At 69.9% G+C, this 15216-nt stretch carries 14 protein-coding genes and 1 pseudogene; 6 read left to right on the plus strand and 9 right to left on the minus strand.

All coding sequences use genetic code 11. The features are described from left to right. Nucleotides 1-3 precede the first annotated feature (3 nt). Nucleotides 4-840 (minus strand): SAM-dependent methyltransferase, encoded by an 837-nt coding sequence (locus ACWCQK_RS32150; RefSeq protein WP_451161008.1) that lies wholly within the window; start codon nucleotides 838-840, stop codon nucleotides 4-6. A 100-nt stretch (nucleotides 841-940) separates the two neighbouring features. Between ACWCQK_RS32150 and ACWCQK_RS32155 the strand changes: the two genes are divergently transcribed. Beyond that, entirely contained in the window at nucleotides 941-2338 is a 1398-nt protein-coding gene (locus ACWCQK_RS32155; RefSeq protein WP_451161010.1) for a PP2C family protein-serine/threonine phosphatase, read from the plus strand. Nucleotides 2339-2496: 158 nt separating this feature from the next. Here ACWCQK_RS32155 and ACWCQK_RS32160 read toward each other — a convergent pair whose 3' ends face one another. Continuing rightward, nucleotides 2497-3183 carry a hypothetical protein gene (locus ACWCQK_RS32160; protein WP_451161012.1) on the minus strand — a complete coding sequence of 229 codons (687 nt, stop codon included), beginning with the start codon at nucleotides 3181-3183 and terminating at the stop codon, nucleotides 2497-2499. A 112-nt stretch (nucleotides 3184-3295) separates the two neighbouring features. On the opposite strand from ACWCQK_RS32160, the gene ACWCQK_RS32165 reads away from it, so the two are divergent. Together ACWCQK_RS32165 and ACWCQK_RS32170 are read left to right on the plus strand one after the other, a co-directional pair. Continuing rightward, on the plus strand, nucleotides 3296-3913 hold the full coding sequence (locus tag ACWCQK_RS32165) for a dihydrofolate reductase family protein (protein WP_451161014.1): 618 nt from the start codon (nucleotides 3296-3298) through the stop codon (nucleotides 3911-3913). A 98-nt stretch (nucleotides 3914-4011) separates the two neighbouring features. After that, the gene (locus ACWCQK_RS32170) at nucleotides 4012-4347 is read left to right on the plus strand and encodes a deoxyxylulose-5-phosphate synthase (protein ID WP_451161016.1); all 336 of its coding nucleotides are present in this window, start codon (nucleotides 4012-4014) and stop codon (nucleotides 4345-4347) included. A 206-nt stretch (nucleotides 4348-4553) separates the two neighbouring features. Here the strand turns inward: ACWCQK_RS32170 and ACWCQK_RS32175 are convergent, their stop codons facing one another. From ACWCQK_RS32175 to ACWCQK_RS32185, 3 genes are all read right to left on the minus strand, one after another. Next, nucleotides 4554-5450: an MBL fold metallo-hydrolase gene (locus ACWCQK_RS32175; protein ID WP_451161018.1), complete on the minus strand. Its 897-nt coding sequence runs from the start codon at nucleotides 5448-5450 to the stop codon at nucleotides 4554-4556. Nucleotides 5451-5629: 179 nt separating this feature from the next. Then, a complete protein-coding gene (locus tag ACWCQK_RS32180) occupies nucleotides 5630-6538 on the minus strand; it encodes a helix-turn-helix domain-containing protein (RefSeq protein ID WP_451161020.1) in 909 nt (302 codons plus the stop codon). Between the two features lie 288 nt (nucleotides 6539-6826). After that, nucleotides 6827-8539 (minus strand): MFS transporter, encoded by a 1713-nt coding sequence (locus tag ACWCQK_RS32185; RefSeq protein ID WP_451161022.1) that lies wholly within the window; start codon nucleotides 8537-8539, stop codon nucleotides 6827-6829. A 383-nt stretch (nucleotides 8540-8922) separates the two neighbouring features. On the opposite strand from ACWCQK_RS32185, the gene ACWCQK_RS32190 reads away from it, so the two are divergent. Further along, nucleotides 8923-9735 (plus strand): TetR/AcrR family transcriptional regulator, encoded by an 813-nt coding sequence (locus ACWCQK_RS32190; RefSeq protein WP_451161024.1) that lies wholly within the window; start codon nucleotides 8923-8925, stop codon nucleotides 9733-9735. An 87-nt stretch (nucleotides 9736-9822) separates the two neighbouring features. Here the strand turns inward: ACWCQK_RS32190 and ACWCQK_RS32195 are convergent, their stop codons facing one another. Then, on the minus strand, nucleotides 9823-11340 hold the full coding sequence (locus tag ACWCQK_RS32195) for an MFS transporter (RefSeq protein WP_451161026.1): 1518 nt from the start codon (nucleotides 11338-11340) through the stop codon (nucleotides 9823-9825). A gap of 89 nt (nucleotides 11341-11429) precedes the next feature. Between ACWCQK_RS32195 and ACWCQK_RS32200 the strand changes: the two genes are divergently transcribed. Continuing rightward, entirely contained in the window at nucleotides 11430-11999 is a 570-nt protein-coding gene (locus ACWCQK_RS32200) for a TetR/AcrR family transcriptional regulator (protein WP_451161028.1), read from the plus strand. A gap of 42 nt (nucleotides 12000-12041) precedes the next feature. Here the strand turns inward: ACWCQK_RS32200 and ACWCQK_RS32205 are convergent, their stop codons facing one another. Then, on the minus strand, nucleotides 12042-12749 hold the full coding sequence (locus tag ACWCQK_RS32205; RefSeq protein WP_451161030.1) for a TetR/AcrR family transcriptional regulator: 708 nt from the start codon (nucleotides 12747-12749) through the stop codon (nucleotides 12042-12044). Nucleotides 12750-12901: 152 nt separating this feature from the next. On the opposite strand from ACWCQK_RS32205, the gene ACWCQK_RS32210 reads away from it, so the two are divergent. Beyond that, nucleotides 12902-14035 (plus strand): FAD-dependent oxidoreductase, encoded by a 1134-nt coding sequence (locus ACWCQK_RS32210; RefSeq protein ID WP_451161032.1) that lies wholly within the window; start codon nucleotides 12902-12904, stop codon nucleotides 14033-14035. Between the two features lie 90 nt (nucleotides 14036-14125). Here the strand turns inward: ACWCQK_RS32210 and ACWCQK_RS32215 are convergent, their stop codons facing one another. Together ACWCQK_RS32215 and ACWCQK_RS32220 are read right to left on the minus strand one after the other, a co-directional pair. Beyond that, nucleotides 14126-14911, minus strand: coding sequence for an ABC transporter permease (locus ACWCQK_RS32215; RefSeq protein WP_451161034.1), 786 nt, complete (start codon nucleotides 14909-14911; stop codon nucleotides 14126-14128). Next, nucleotides 14908-15216, minus strand: a pseudogene (locus tag ACWCQK_RS32220) (ABC transporter); the annotation flags it as partial. The gene ACWCQK_RS32215 and the pseudogene ACWCQK_RS32220, both read right to left, overlap by 4 nt.

A 15216-nucleotide genomic window follows, 5' to 3' on the forward strand; every position in this document is an offset into this window, starting at 1 on the left:
GCCTCATGAGTGATCGGCGCCGCTCTCCGCCGGGTGCTTGCGGCCGACGCCCGCGTACACCCAGTACTCCGAAGGGTTCTGCGGGATGTCGTCGTCCGGGTCCGGGCGCCACAGCGGTACGTAGACCAGGCCGGGATCCACGAGGTCGAAGCCGTCGAAGAGGCCGAGGATCTCGCCGTGGGAGCGCGCGGTGACCGGCGAGGTGGCCCGGGAACGGTACAGCTTCCCCACCGCGGCGGCGGTGTCCGGGCGGTCCTCGTTCGTCGCGTGCGTCAGTGCCAGCCAGCTGTCCTCGGGCAGGGCGTCCCGGAACGCGGCCACGATGCCGGCGGGGTTCTCCTCGGCCGCGATGAAGTGCATGATCGTGATCATCAGTACGGCCACGGGCTGATCGAAGTCGATCAGCTTGCGCACCTCCGGAGAGGACAGGACATCCGCCGGGCGCCGGATGTCGGCGTCCACGATGGCCGCGTCCGGATTGTCGGCCAGCAAGGCGGCGCTGTGCGCCACGGCGACCGGGTCACTGTCCACGTAGACCACCCGGGCTCCCGGGCAGACGGCCTGGGCCACCTCGTGGACGTTGCCCTGGGTCGGGATGCCCGAGCCGAGGTCGATGAACTGCCGTACCCCGGCATCGACCAGGAACCGCACAGCCCGCCCGAGGAAGGCACGATTGGCCCGCGCCAGGGTACGCACCTGCGGGTCGATGGCCGTGAAGGCCGCCACCGCCTCCCGGTCTATGGCGAAATTGTGCTGCCCTCCCAACATCGCGTCGTACATCCGGGCAACGCTCGCTTTGTCCGGGTCGACGCCCTGAGGCAGACCTTCGCCGACTGACACCACAACTCTCCCTCGCTGAAGTGATCTTGACGCCCCATCATATAGTTGCCGACCATGCGTGGTGAGGTGATGTCCATGTCACGCGATGAGGCTCCTGCCAGTGGAAGGCACCACCCTGCGCAACGAAGCACACAGCCACGCGGACGACGCGTCCGCCACGCTCGCGAGCCTTCGGCCGGTCTTCTCGGACGCAGGCGACGCCATCGGCTCGGAACTCGACCTGCGTCTGACCGGCAACCACGTCGTCCAGGCGCTGGCACCGGGGTTCTGTGACGCGGCATCGGTCTACCTGCTGGAGCGGTGGCTGCTGGAGGAGAACGCGTACCACGCCGCGGATCCGGCCCAGATCGAGGCCCGACGACTGGCCCTGCGCATCGGGACGGACGCGCCCGAGGACTGGGAGGGGACGCTGCCCGTCGGCGAAGTGATCGTCTTCCCCCGGGAAACGCCGTACACACGCTGCGTCGCCACCCGGACGACGCAGTTGCTCGACTCGGTCGACGCCCACACCTCCGAACGGCTCAGCACCGTGGGGGGCGACGACGCGCGGATGGAGGCCCTGCTGCGGACGGCGTCCTTCCTCGTCGTCCCGCTGCATCTGCGGGGCACCGCCGTCGGCTTCATCGCCTGCACGCGAGGTCCGGACCGGGCGCCCTTCCTGCCCGAGGACGCCGCGGCCGTGGAGTCGCTGGCGGCGCGGGCCTGCGTAGCCCTGGACAACGCCCGGCGCTACGAACGCGAGCGCCGCATGGCGCTGGCCATCCGGCAGAGCCTGCTGCCCGCGACCTCGCCGGGGTTCGACGGGTGCCGTATCGCCCACGGCTATCTCCCGGCCGGGCAGGACAACATCATCGGCGGTGACTGGTTCGACGTGCTGCCACGATCCGAGGGCCGCGTCAGCCTGATCGTCGGGGACGCCATGGGGCACGGGCCGGAATCCGCCGTCGCCATGATCCAGCTGCGTACCGCCGTCCGCACCCTCGCGGGATTGGACATCACGCCGGCCGAGCTGATGCGCCGGCTCGACGTGCTGGCCTGTGACACACCGGGCGCGTCCTTCGCCACCTGCATGTACGCCGAGTGGGACGCGCGCAACCAGCTCTGCACCTTCGTCGGAGCCGGGCATCCTCCCCCGCTGATCCGCACCGCGGACGGACACGCCAGGCCGATCACCCTCACCAGCGCGGGCCTGCCCCTCGGACTCGGCATGGGCAGCTACGAACCCACCATGATCCAGGTGCCCGAACCGATACTGCTGCTGCTCTACAGCGATGGTCTGGTCGAATCCCGCGACACCGACATCGAGCAGGGCATCGCCCGCCTCGCCGACCTCCTCGGCACGGACGGTGCCCCACCCGCGGACGCCGAGGGCCAGGAAAGCCTGGAATCACTGTGCCTGCGCCTGCTGCACAAGACACTGCCGAGCGCCGGCACCGCGGACGACCGGACGCTCCTCCTCGCCGAACTGACGCCCACGACGCACCCCACACCGTCTTGAGCGGTACGAGGCCGACCGGTCCGGCCGACCGGGAGGGCTCCCTCGCCGCACGCCGTGGCGCGCTTCGCCGTCGCGGGCTTCGAGCAGTCACCGGGCCCGCTGAGCCGCTCGGTGTTCTGGTGGCACCGGGGCAGCTTCACCCCGGTCGCCACCGGCGTTCAGGTCGACTCGGCGTCCAGTTCCGGTTGCGGATAGCCGATCTCGGACATGTCACGTGCCAGCTCGGTCGGACCGACCTCGGGGTTCAGCGATGACACGAGCTCCTGGCTCAACGGCCGCAGGGCATACACCTGTCTCACCGCCTCCAGGTTCACGGGGACCTCGTAATAGTCCTCGGCGAAGCGCTGGAACGCTTCCGGCGAACGGTCGACCAGCAGCTCGAACAGTCTCGCCGCCCCATCGGGATCGACAGCGCGATCGGGGAACTCGATCGTCCCGTGGTGCCACCGATCGTCCGTCGCTCCCCGCCACAGGCAGGCCGTCACGACCGGTACCCCGTCCTCGTCGGTGAACGCCGGCTCCTCGACGAAGGACCTGAAGAGCTCGGGGACCTCGTCGACCACTCCCGGCCAGGGCTCGTGCTCGTTGCCGTACGGACTCATCGGCGATTCGTGGTCGAAGCCGCGCACATACGCTCCGGCTGCCGAGAACACGATGGAGTACGCGTTTCCCGACCCGTCGCGCATCGAGGCCATCTCCTCGCCGTCGGCCCAGCGGGCGTTCATGGAGTAGTACCGGTCTTCCCAGTCCGGGCTGAGGATCGCGTCGAGCATCGCCAGTGCACGGCACAGGTTCCGCAGGTCGTCGATGGCGGGGAGCCGAAGGGCCACGTCGTAGACAGTCACGTGCGCATTCAAGCGGATGCCCACGTCACTCGTCGCGGTGCTGTCGGTTCACGCCCGGGGGCCCTTCCCGCGCGAGCGACGAGTTTCGGCGGCGGATCGGGTCTGCCCTGGCATGACCCGAATCATCGCTGACATCTCGCTCTCCCTCGACGGCTTCGTCACCGGGCCCGGCCCCGGCCTGGACAGCGGTCTGGGCACCGGCGGCAAGGCCCTGCACACCTGGGCGTTCTCCGACGACCCCGACGACCGCCGGATCCTGCGCGAGGCGACCGTCCGCTCCGGCGCCGTCGTCCTCGGACGCCGTCTCTTCGACATCGTCGACGGCCCCAACGGCTGGGACGACAGCACCGGTTACGGCGCGGGCGAGGTCGGCAAGCCCGCGTTCATCGTCGTGACGAGCTCACCGCCGAAGTCGGTGCGGCTGACCGGCCTCGACTGGACGTTCATCACCACCGGCCTCGCCGACGCCGTCACCGTCGCACGCCGGCGCGCCGAGGCGGCGTCGTCGGACAGCGGCAGGGACCTCGACGTCGTCCTCATGGGCGGCGGTGCCACGATCGGCTCGGCGCTCGACGCCGGGCTGGTCGACACGCTGACACTGCACCTCGCGCCCGTCGTACTGGGCGCCGGGACCCCACTGTTCATCGGCGGAGTGCCGCGCACGCTGGTACGACGGGACGTGATCCCGACATCGACAGCGACGCACCTGACCTACGACGTCCTCCACTGAGCGCGCCGGCGGAAGAGGCCATCCCGCACCCGGACCTGCCGCCCTCTGGCAGCAGGAATACCGTTGGCCGGCTTCGAAGTGACCTCTAGGCTGGGCGTATGGCCCACGCCAAGACCTCCTACGTCTGTCTGCCCTGCCGAGTCTCGTACAAGCAGCCGTACGACCGGACGAGGCAGCGGATCTGTCCGCGCTGTGCGCGGCCGATGCTGCACGCGGGTTCGGCGTTCGCCACACCCCGTCGACGGGACGTGGCCGCCTGGCGGACCCTCACCGTGCTGCTGAACGCTGGTGTGGGTTTCCACAAGAGCTGCTGCGGTGGACCCGGGTACCGGCCCCGGACGGTGCGCGAGGTGCGTGAGCGGATGACCCACGCACAGCGCAGTGGCAAGCCGTTCGCCGAGGCGCTCGTCGTACGTGACGTGAGCGCCGCATGAGCCGCCGTCCGTGAGGCGGACGCGTGCCCTGCTTGAGCCATCGTCAGTGAAGCGGTGTGGCTCTGCTTGGGCCACCGTCAGTGAACCGGATGTGGCTCTGCCTGTGCCACCGTCCGTGAAGCGTCAGCTGACCGGCGGGGGCGTGGGGGCGAACGCCGCCGCCCCGAAGGCCGTGGCCCGGGGCGGCGGGACTTGAGGTCGCGGCGTCAGTACCGGGAGATCGGCGCCCAGCCCTTGATGGCGAACGTGCTGCCGGTGTCCTCGATCTCCAGGGCGCTGTGGCCACTGAAGTGGGCGGGCAGGACGAGGGCGTGGGAGTCGGCGGCCCAGCCGAGCAGTCGGCGGCGCGTGACGCGGGCCTGGTCGGGGTCCTGGCAGAAGCAGCTGCTGTGGTCGGGGTGGGCGAGCTGGAGCGGGGTGTGCAGGATGTCACCGGCGAACAGGGCCCGGTCGCTGCCGGAGGTCAGCTTGATCACGCTGGATCCGGGGGTGTGACCGGGGGCGGCCTCCAGGCGCAGGTGGGTATCGATGTCGTGGCTCGTCTCCCACAGTTTCACCTGGCCCGCGGCGTGCACGGGGGTGATGCTGTCCTCGAAGACGTTCTCGTTGACGCTGCCGGCGATGTCCGGGTTGTTCGCCGGGTCGAAGTGCTCGAAGTCGGCCTTGGGCATGAGGTAGGTGGCGTTCGGGAAGGTCGGGACCCAAACGCCGTCGGTCAGGCGGGTGTTCCAGCCGACGTGGTCGACGTGCAGGTGGGTGTTGACCACGAGGTCGACGTCCTCGGGCCGTACTCCGGCGGCCGCGAGGTTGTCGAGATAGCCCAGCCGCAGGTGGTCCCAGAAGGTGGCACCGGGGCGGGTCTTGTCGTTGCCGATCCCGGTGTCGATCAGGATCACCCTGCCTTCGCTGCGCAGCAGCCAGGTCTGGAAGGCGGTGCGGACCAGTCCGTCGTCGGCACCCAAGTGGTCGGGCACCAGCATCTCTTGGTGATCGGCCCAGGCGTGCTCGGGCAGGTCCGGGAAGAACTGCCCAGGAGGCATGATCGGGCCGTGTGTCTCCTCGACGCGGGTGATGGTGACGTCGCCGAGCTTGATCTCGTTCATGAGCGATTCCTGATCTGTTTTTGGGCACGCGAAAGACGCGCGTGCCGTGGGCTGGGAAAACAGGGGTCGGGTGAAACGGGGGGCGGGAACAAGGGGGGCGGGAACAGGAAGAACGGGGAACAGGAAGTCGGAGAAGGGCGCGGCGCAGGTGCCGTGAGTCGCGGGAGTCGCCGGAGCCGCTACTCGGACAGCGGCACGGCGCGGGATTCCTGTTCGACGGCCTGCTCGGTGCGGTCCCGGGTGTCGGCCATGGCGTGGACCAGGAGTGTCACCGCCGCCCGCGACGGCGAGCCGGCCTCGGTGGTCGCGATGACGACGTGCTGGTCCTGTTCGGTGCGCAGGGCCTGCTGGGTGACCGTCATGGAACCGACCAGCGGGTGGCGCATCCGGTAGACCGCCGTGTCGTCGGCCTTGACCCGGTGGTCGGCCCACAGGGCCGCGAACTCGGCGCTGTTCAGCGACAGTTCGCCGACCAGCGAGGCCAGCGCCGGGTCGGCGGGGAACCGTCCTGAGGCCAGGCGCAGCGTCCCGACCACGGCCCGCGCCTTGACCGGCCAGTCCTCGTACAACTCGCGGGTGTGTCCGTCCAGGAACACCAGGCGAGCCATGTTGGGCCGCCGCCCACGGCGGTCGGGGCCGTCGAAGTCCAGGTGTCCGGCGAACAGCGTGTGTCCGGCGCGGTTCCAGGCCAGGACATCGCTGTGCAGGCCGAGGACGACGGCCGGCACGTCCGCCAAGGTGTCCATCAGCTGCCGTACCGCCTGGCTCGCCCTTTCCGGCGCGGGTCGGCGTCCGGTCGGCCGCGCCTTCGCGCCGTCGGCCAGGGCGTGCAGGTGCCGGCGCTCGGCATCGTTCAGACGCAGGGCCCGGGCGAGCGCGTCCAGTACCTGTGGGGAGGCGTTGGACGACAGGCCCTGCTCCAGCCGGGAGTAGTACGAGGCGCTGACCCCGGCCAGCAGTGCCAGTTCCTCACGCCGCAGTCCCGGCACCCGGCGCTGCTCGCCGAACGCCCGCAGGCCGACGTCCTCCGGTCGCAGTTGCGCGCGGCGGGTCTGCAGGAACTCGCCCAGCTGTCGTCCTCTGTCCATGGCCCCAAGTATTGGCAGCCGTTCGACACCCGACCACACCCTGCCAGTGTCAGCCACCGTGACCTGCCCGGTTCCTCGCGTGCTGATGAGGTCCCGTCAGCGGGGACGTGTGGCCGACGGCGTCGAACTTCCTTGCTGTCGTGGGTGCATGACGCCGCCCAGTGCAGCCGCCGAGTCGTCGGGCGGCCAGGACGACGGGGGTGGAGGACGAACGGGCCGGCCCGGTCACCCTGTTCACGGGTGACCGGGCCGGCCCGTTCTCCGGTGCCGTCGGCGCAGGGAAGGGAATCAGTGCCCGGCGGGCTCGCCGGGGCGGGCGTGGCGCGGCAGGAGGAAGGCGAGCAGGAAGGTCAGGGCGAGCATGCCGTCGACGACCCACAGCAGCGTCTTCATGACGGAGCCGAATCCGCCGCGGAAGGCCGACGACGCGGTGTCCCGCAGCATGGCGGGTATGCGGGCGCCGGCCTGCGGCGACGTCACCGCGGCGCGACTGTCCTTCTCCAGGCGGGCGCAGGATGCGGGAGTGGCGGCCGGGTCCTTGGCGACGGCGCGGTCGGCGGCGCAGGTGCGCAGGTCCGCCACGATGCGCTGCTGGGCGGCAGGGGCGACATCAGCGGCGGCCAGCCTGCTCCGCAGGTCGTCGGAACGGTGGTCGACGGCGGTGGCGATGCCGCCACCGAGCAGGCCGAAGAACACGGTGCCGAGGATGGCCACGCCGAAGGCGCCGCCCAGTTGCTGGACCGCGGTCATGGTGCCGGAGGCCGAGCCCGTCTCGTGCTCCTCGACACTGGCGAGCACGATGTCGAAGAACGGCGCCATGAGCAGGCCCATTCCGATGCCGGTGACGAGCAGGGCCGGCAGGAGCTGCCAGGGGCCGACGCCGTCCCCGGCCATGTCGAGGGTCAGCCACACACCGAACACACCGAGCGCCATGACCAGCGCGCCCGCCTGCAGGACGGCCCGCCCGAAGCGGACGACGCCCTGGGCTATCCCGAAACCGACGATCATGCCTCCGGACCAGGGAACCATCACCAGGCCGGCCTTGAGCGGCGAGTAGCCGAGGCCGATCTGGGTGTAGAGGTTGAAGACCAGCATGAAGCCCTGCATGGTCGAGAAGAAGACCAGTCCGAGGGTCATACCGCCGCTGAAGCCACGCTTGCGGAAGAGGCTGGGGACGACCAGTGGATCGCGGCCGGCCTTGCTTCGGCGTGATTCGTAGACGGCGAAGGCGACGAAGGCGGCGACGGAGGCGGCCATCATCACGAAGGTCCACACGGGCCAGTCGTACTCACGGCCCTGGACCAGCGGGAAGATGATGAGCAGCGCGGCCAGCGAGACCAGGAGCATGCCGGGGATGTCCAGGCGCGGCTTGCTCGCGGACCGGCCCTTGGGCAGGTAGCGCACCGCGCCGAGGAGCGCGGCGGCGCCCAGCGGGAGGTTGATCAGGAAGATCATCCGCCAGCCGGTGCCGAAGTAGTCGGCGTCCACGAGCCAGCCCGCGAGGATCGGGCCGCACACGGCGGACAGTCCCATGACGGGGCCGAACATGCCGAAGGCCTTCTGCGACTCCTTGGGCGGGAACATCTCCTTGATCATGCCGAGGCCCTGAGGCAGCATCACCGCGCCGAACAGCCCCTGGACGACGCGCGAGGCGATCAGCATCTCGGGGGACACGGACACCGCGCACAGCAGGGAGCCCACCGTGAAGCCGGCGGCCCCCACGAGGAACATCCGGCGGCGTCCGTGGATGTCTCCGAGCCGTCCTCCGGTGACGAGGCCGACGGCCATCGAGAGGGTGTAGGCGGCGGCGAGCCACTGGAGCGTGGAGGCGCCGCCTCCGAGGTCGGCCCGCATGGAGGGGCCGGCGACGTTCGTGACGACGGCGTCGAGGAGATCCATCACCTCGGCCGCGAGGATCACGAAGAGCGCAGCCCAGCGCCACCGGTAGGGCGCTGGCGAGTCGGCGGGCGTCTCGGTGGACGCGACACCGGTGGTGGACATCAGAACTCCTCGCGAAACGGCCGTGCGCGCAGGTGTCCCACGGGCGCGGCAAAACGGATGAACAGGCAGAGAGATGAACGGGGAGGCAGACGAACGGGCAGGCAGACGGAGGTAGGGACGGACGGGACCGCCCTGTCGGCCGGAAGGACGCGGGAGGACGCGGGCGACCCGCCCCTGGAAGACCCGAAGGACCTGGGAGGCGGGCGCCCCGACATCCAGGAGAACAGTGTTCACGTTAGCAGAACACCGCTCACCAAGAGAACAGCGTTCATTAAGATATAGCGTAACTTCGACGCCCGGACAAGATATATCGCGTCTGCCGTCGCGTGGGGGCAGCGCTCGCCAAGGTGAACACTGTTCTGGCCGATGCCTAGACTGTCCTCATGACCGACGCGGCCGCCGGCACCCCCGCACCCCCTCCGCCGTCCCCCTGGGAACGCGAGCGCCCCGCCCGCACCCGCGTCTCCCCCGCACGCACACCGCTGTCACGCGAACGGGTCGTCGAGGCCGCCTTCGCCGTACTGGACCGCCAGGGGCTCGACGGGCTGTCGATGCGTCAGGTGGCGGCCGAACTGGGGGTCACGGTCTCCGCCCTCTACGCCCACGTCAGCTCCAAGGACGACCTGCTGGAGCTGATGTACACCCGGCTCTTCGACGGCTTCACGATGCCCGAACCCGACCCGGAGCGGTGGCAGGAACAGGTGCGCGACTACGCCCGCTCCGGACGCCGACGCCTGCTGACCCACCGGGACATGGCCAGAATCTCCATGGCCCACGTGCCGTTCACCGCCGAACTGCTGCCGCACGTGGAGGCGTTGCTCGCCGTCTTCCGGACGGCCGGGCTGCCCGACCGTATCGCGGCGGAGGCCGGCGACCTCATCTCCACCTACATCGACGGCTTCGTCCTGGAGGAGGGGATGTGGCAGGACCGGGCCGTCGAGCACAGCGGCGGGGGCTCCTCCCTGGCCCGCCCCGACTGGCGCGAGATGGCCGGCGAGATGCAGAACTACTTCGCCTCCCTGCCCGCCGAGGACTTCCCTCACTTGAGGGCCCTGGCCGAGCTGATGGTGACGGACTCCTCCGACGAGAGGTTCGACATCGGCCTGGAGATCATCCTGCGAGGCCTGGCCAGTTACCTGCCCGACGGACAGACCCGACCCGCACCGGACGGCCACCGCGGCGCGGGCGACGCCTGAGGAACGACACCCGGTCCGCCCCTGCCCCTTTCCCGACCCCGCCACTCGCGGGGCAGTCATCGCCGAACCGGGTCTGCGCATCCCGGCCTACGCGTCGACCTCTTCGGCGCCGGGCGCGCTCCTCACTCGGCCGTCCACGGTGCTCCGTAGGCGCAGGATCGCCCAGCCGACGAGCGCGGCGGCCACCAGCGTGAGTACGAGGCCCGCGAGCGTGACCGCTTCCTGGAACTGCGCGGTCTGTCGCGTGCTCCAGTTCGATGTGGCGATGCTTCCGGTGAAGAGTGCCGCGAGGATGGTGCCGCCGACGGCGACGCCGACGCCGGAGGTGACCTCGGTGGCGGTGTCGACGAGGGCCGCGCCGATCGTGGTCCGATTCTCGGGCAGGCCACGCAACACGTTGACCCCGGCGACAACGCCGACCACCCGCATCCCGGCCGCCACGAGAACCAGCGCGGCCGCGACCCACACGTATCCGAACCTGCCCAGCAGAGCGTAGACGGCGAGTCCGAGCACGACCGCCGAGGCACTGAGCCAGGCGGCCCGCTCGAGACCGACCCGTCGTACGAACGGACCGATGACCGCGCCACCCGCGATGAGGACGACGACCTGCGGCAGCATGCCGAGGGCGGCGCGTGCGGGCGACCACCCCCAGTCGAGCTGCAGTTGCAGGGTCACCAGGTAACCGAGGCCGGCGGTCGCCAGCCCGGACGCGGCCTTGAACGCCAGACCGCTCGAAACGAGCGGGTGAGCGACGAGTCGGAGATCGAGGACCGGGTGGCGCGCCGCACGTTCGCGGAGGAAGAAGAGAATCGCCGTCACGACCGCGGCGGTCACGGTGGCCCACGGAGCCCACGATCCGGCGCCGTCGTTCACGAACAGCGTCGGCGCGAGGAGCGCGAGCACGATCGTCGCGGTGGCCAGCACCGCACCCGCGCTGTCCACCGGATCACGGTGGAGGTCGGCCGCGGCATCCCCGGGGATGCCTCCCCTCACGCCGATGATCGCGAGTACGGCGATCGGCACGTTCACCAGCAGCAGTACCTGCCAGGGCGCGATCGCGAGGATGAAACCACCCGCCGTCGGGCCGATCGCGAGCCCGACCAGTCCCACGGTCGTGATGAGGGTTGTGGCACGAACACGCAGGGCGTCCTCGTCGAACAGCCGGAAGGCCAGCGCCATCGATCCGGGAGTCGTCATGGCGGCCGCGACCCCCATCGCCACGCGGACGGCGATCAGTTGCTCCGCGGTGGTGACGAAAGCGGTCGCGAGGCTCGCCACGCCGAGCAGGACCAGTCCGGCGACCATGACCCGTCGCCTGCCGAACCGGTCGGCGAGCGCGCCGAACGCCAGCATCAACCCGCCGAAGACGACCGCGTACGCACCCGTCACCCACTGCAACGCGATCGTCGAGGCGTGCAACTCGCGGCCGATCGAGGGCAACGCGACATTCAGGATCGAGTTGTCCAGCATCTCGAACAGAAACACTGACGCCAGTCCGGCCAAGGCCACCCACGCCTCACGCAACGACCGGGGCGAGTCGGGCACGACGGCCGCGGACACGATTCCGGTCTCGGTCGCGGTTCCGGTCTCATGGGGAGTACTCATGAACACCACCTAAGATACAGAGTTCTATCTTACGGAGGGCAGAGTAGGGCGCTAAACTAAGATAGGCAACTCTATCTAAGGGGACACGGATGCCTGAGCGACGCCGCGGAGCGGCACTGGAGAAGGCGCTCCTCGACGCGGCCTGGGGAGAACTCACCGACAACGGCTACGCCAGGTTCACCATGGACGCCGTCGTTCAGCGCGCGGGGACCAGCCCCTCCGTCCTCTATCGCCGCTGGTCCGACCGCGACGAACTCGTCCGTGCCGTCATCACGCACATCCTGGCGGAGCGCCGCCTCGACACTCCCGACACGGGAAGCCTGAGGGAGGACGTCCTGACCCTCATGCGGGAGATCAACGCCACTCGCGTCCAACTCATCACCGTCATGAACGTGTACCTGGCCGGCTACCACCAGGAGACCGGCACCAGCCCCGGTGACCTGCGCGACCCTCTCGCCACGGGGCGCAAGAAGGCTCTGGACGTGCTCTTCGGTCGCGCCGTCGAGCGCGGCGAGGTCAAACCGGAGGTCCTCACCGAACGCATCAAGTCACTCCCCTTCGACCTGCTGCGCCACGAGATCCTCACGACCTTCGCCCCCGTGCCCGACCACGTCCTCGAGGAGATCGTCGACACGGTGTTCCTCCCCCTGGTGCACTGACCGCTCCACCTTGACCGCTCGCGCTGACGGCCGGCCAATCGGTCACTGCCCAGCGGTGATTCCCGCGGTTCCCGCGGCTCCAGTCGTTCCGGCGATTCCGGCGAGGATGAGGTCGATACCGGCGACGAACTCGGCCCGGTCGTCGTGCTCGCGCAGCTGTCCGGCGACGTTACGGGTGAACGCGTACCGCTCGGGGTCGAGCTCCGCCCACACGCTCGCCAAGGCGTCGAGGTACTCGGTCCGGTTTGTGCCCGCTTGGATCGTCCGGATGTTGGCGGCGTTCTGGCCCGCCACTCCGAGAATGTAGTTCAGCAGCGCGGACGCCGCGGTGAACTGGGCGGCCTCGGGCACCCGGAGCGCCTGGACCTGGCGCCCGATGCCTTCGAAGATCCGCAGCATCGGAGACTCTTCGGGCGTGCCGGCGAGATGCGTGCCGACCCACGGGTGGGCCTCGATCGCGTCGAACACGCCGAGAGCCAGCGCGCGAACCGCTTCCCGCGGAGTCGAGCCGTCGTCGTCGCCGGTGACGGCGGCGGTGACGACAGCGTCGGCGGCGGCAGCGAGGAGTTCGGCCTTGCCCGCGATATGCCAGTAGATGGCCCCGGGGCCGGTCGCGAGGCGCTCGGCCAGCGCGCGGAACGTGAGGCCGCTCTCACCCACCGTGTCGAGGAGTTCGACGGCAGCGGCCACGATGCGCTCGCGGGAGAGCGGTTCCTGCCGTCGTTCCGGACGACGCGTCCTGGTTGCCATGACCCCACCCTAGACGACCGTGGAACACCGTTCCAGCTTGACAACGCATGGAACACCGTTCCACCCTGGCAGCGGTTCGCCGACTGGAACGGCGTTCCACGCAAGAACCGCCGGGTGTCCGCCCAGCGCTCCACGATCAGGAGGGAAACTCGATGACCACTGAGGTCACGATCATCGGCGCGGGGCTCGGAGGGCTGACGCTCGCCCGCGTCCTCCACGTCCATGGCATCCCGGCGACGGTCTACGAGGCCGAGTCCTCCCCGACGGCCCGCGCACAGGGCGGAATGCTCGACATCCACGACCACAACGGCCAGCGGGCTCTGCGGGCGGCGGGTCTGATGGACGAGTTCCGCGGCCTCATCCTGGAAGGCCGCGAGGCGCTACGAGTCCTCGCCCCGGACGGGACCGTTCTGCTGGACGATCCCGACGACGGCACGGGCGGACGCCCCGAGGTGCAACGCGGCGAACTTCGGCAGCTGCTGCTCGACTCACTCCCGACGGGCACCGTCCGGTGGGGGCACAAGGCCAGCGGTGTCCGCGCCCTCGGCGACAGCCGTCACGAGGTGATCTTCGCCGATGGCGCCACCGTCACCACGAGCCTGCTGGTCGGCGCGGACGGCGCGTGGTCGCGGGTCCGGCCGCTGCTGTCCGACGCGGTACCCGAGTACGTCGGTACGTCACTCGTCGAGACCTACCTGTTCGACGCCGACACCCGCCACCCGGCCACCGCGAAGGCGGTCGGCGGCGGGGCGCTGTTGGCGCTCGCGCCGGGGAAGGGGATCCAGGCCCACCGGGAGAGCGGCGGGACCCTCCACACGTACGTAGCGCTCTCCAAGCCGCAGGACTGGCTCGCCGGCATCGACTTCACCGACGCGGCAGCGGCAACCGCCCGGGTCGCGAGGGAGTTCGACGGCTGGGCACCGGAACTCACCGCGCTGATCACCGACGGCGAGACAGCACCGGTCCTGCGCACCCTCAACACCCTGCCGACGGGCCACCGGTGGGACCGGGTGCCGGGGGTGACCCTGCTCGGTGACGCCGCCCACCTCATGATCCCGTCCGGCGAAGGCGCCAACCTGGCCATGTACGACGGTGCCGAACTCGGCAACGCCCTCGCCGCGCACCCGGACGACACCGAGGCCGCACTCACCGAGTACGAGCGGGCTCTGTTCCCCCGCAGCAGCGCGGAAGCCATCGAAGCCGTACGCCTTCACCAGCTCATGTTCGGCGACGACACACCCCACAGCCTGATCGGCATGTTCACCGGATACGAACAGACCGGGTGAACGAGCGCGAGGACAGCGAACGCCGAGAGGGCGGCGTACGCCGACGTGGTGTCGGAGTACGCCGCCTCGAAGCGACACCGGCCGCTGCCCCTACTTCGGGTCCTCGTTGAACTTGGAGGTCGACCAGCGGTAACCGAGCACCGCCAGGCCGAGGCACCAGGCGAGGGCGATCCATGCGTTGTTGCCGATCTCGGTGCCGAGGAGGAGTCCCCGGAGGGTTTCGATGGCGGGGGTGAAGGGCTGGTATTCGGCGATGGGCTGGAACCAGCCGGGCATCGTGTGCAGGGGGACGAAGGCACTCGACAGGAGCGGCAGCAGGATCAGCGGCAGCGCGTTGTTGCTGGCGGCCTCGGCGTTCGGGCTGATCAGGCCCATGCCGACCGCGATCCAGGTGAGCGCCAAGGCGAACAGTGCCAGCAGTCCGAAGGCGGCGAGCCATTCCAGGACGGTGGCATCGGTGGAGCGGAAGCCCATGGCGACGCCGACGGCACCCACGAAGACGACGCTGAGAAGCGACTGGAGCACGCTGCCGACGACATGTCCGACGATCACCGACCCACGATGGATCGCCATGGTGCGGAAGCGGGCGATGATGCCCTCGTTCATGTCGGTGGCGACGGAGACGGCGGTGCCGACGACGGTGGAGCCGACGGTCATGAGCAGGATGCCGGGGACGATGTAGGCGATGTAGGCGGAACGGTTCGCGCCGCCGATGCCGGCGCTCATGGTGTCGCCGAAGATGTAGACGAACAGCAGCAACAGCATGACCGGCGTGAGCAGCAGGTTCAGGGTGAGTGACGGGTAGCGGCGGGCGTGCAGCAGGTTGCGGCGCAGCATGGTGGAGGAGTCGCGCACGGCGAGGGAGAGGGAACTCATCGGACGGTCTCCTTGGACGGGTTGGTCTGCTGCGACGGGGCGGGCTGGGTGGGGATGCCGGTGGTGTCGGTGAGGGCGAAGAAGACGTCGTCGAGGTCGGGGGTGTGGACGGTGAGTTCGTCCGCTTCGATGCCGGCCGAGTCCAACCGGTCGAGGAGAGAACGTAGTTCGCGCTGGCTGCCGTCGCTGAGGAGTTGCAGGGTCAGTGCCTCGTCGTCGCGGGTGGCGTCGGGCAGGGCGTCGGCGGCGGTGTGGTGGGCGGTGGGGTCGGTGAAGCGCAGGCGGACGTGTCCGCCGGGGATGAG

The organism is Streptomyces sp. NPDC002306 (assembly GCF_053593435.1).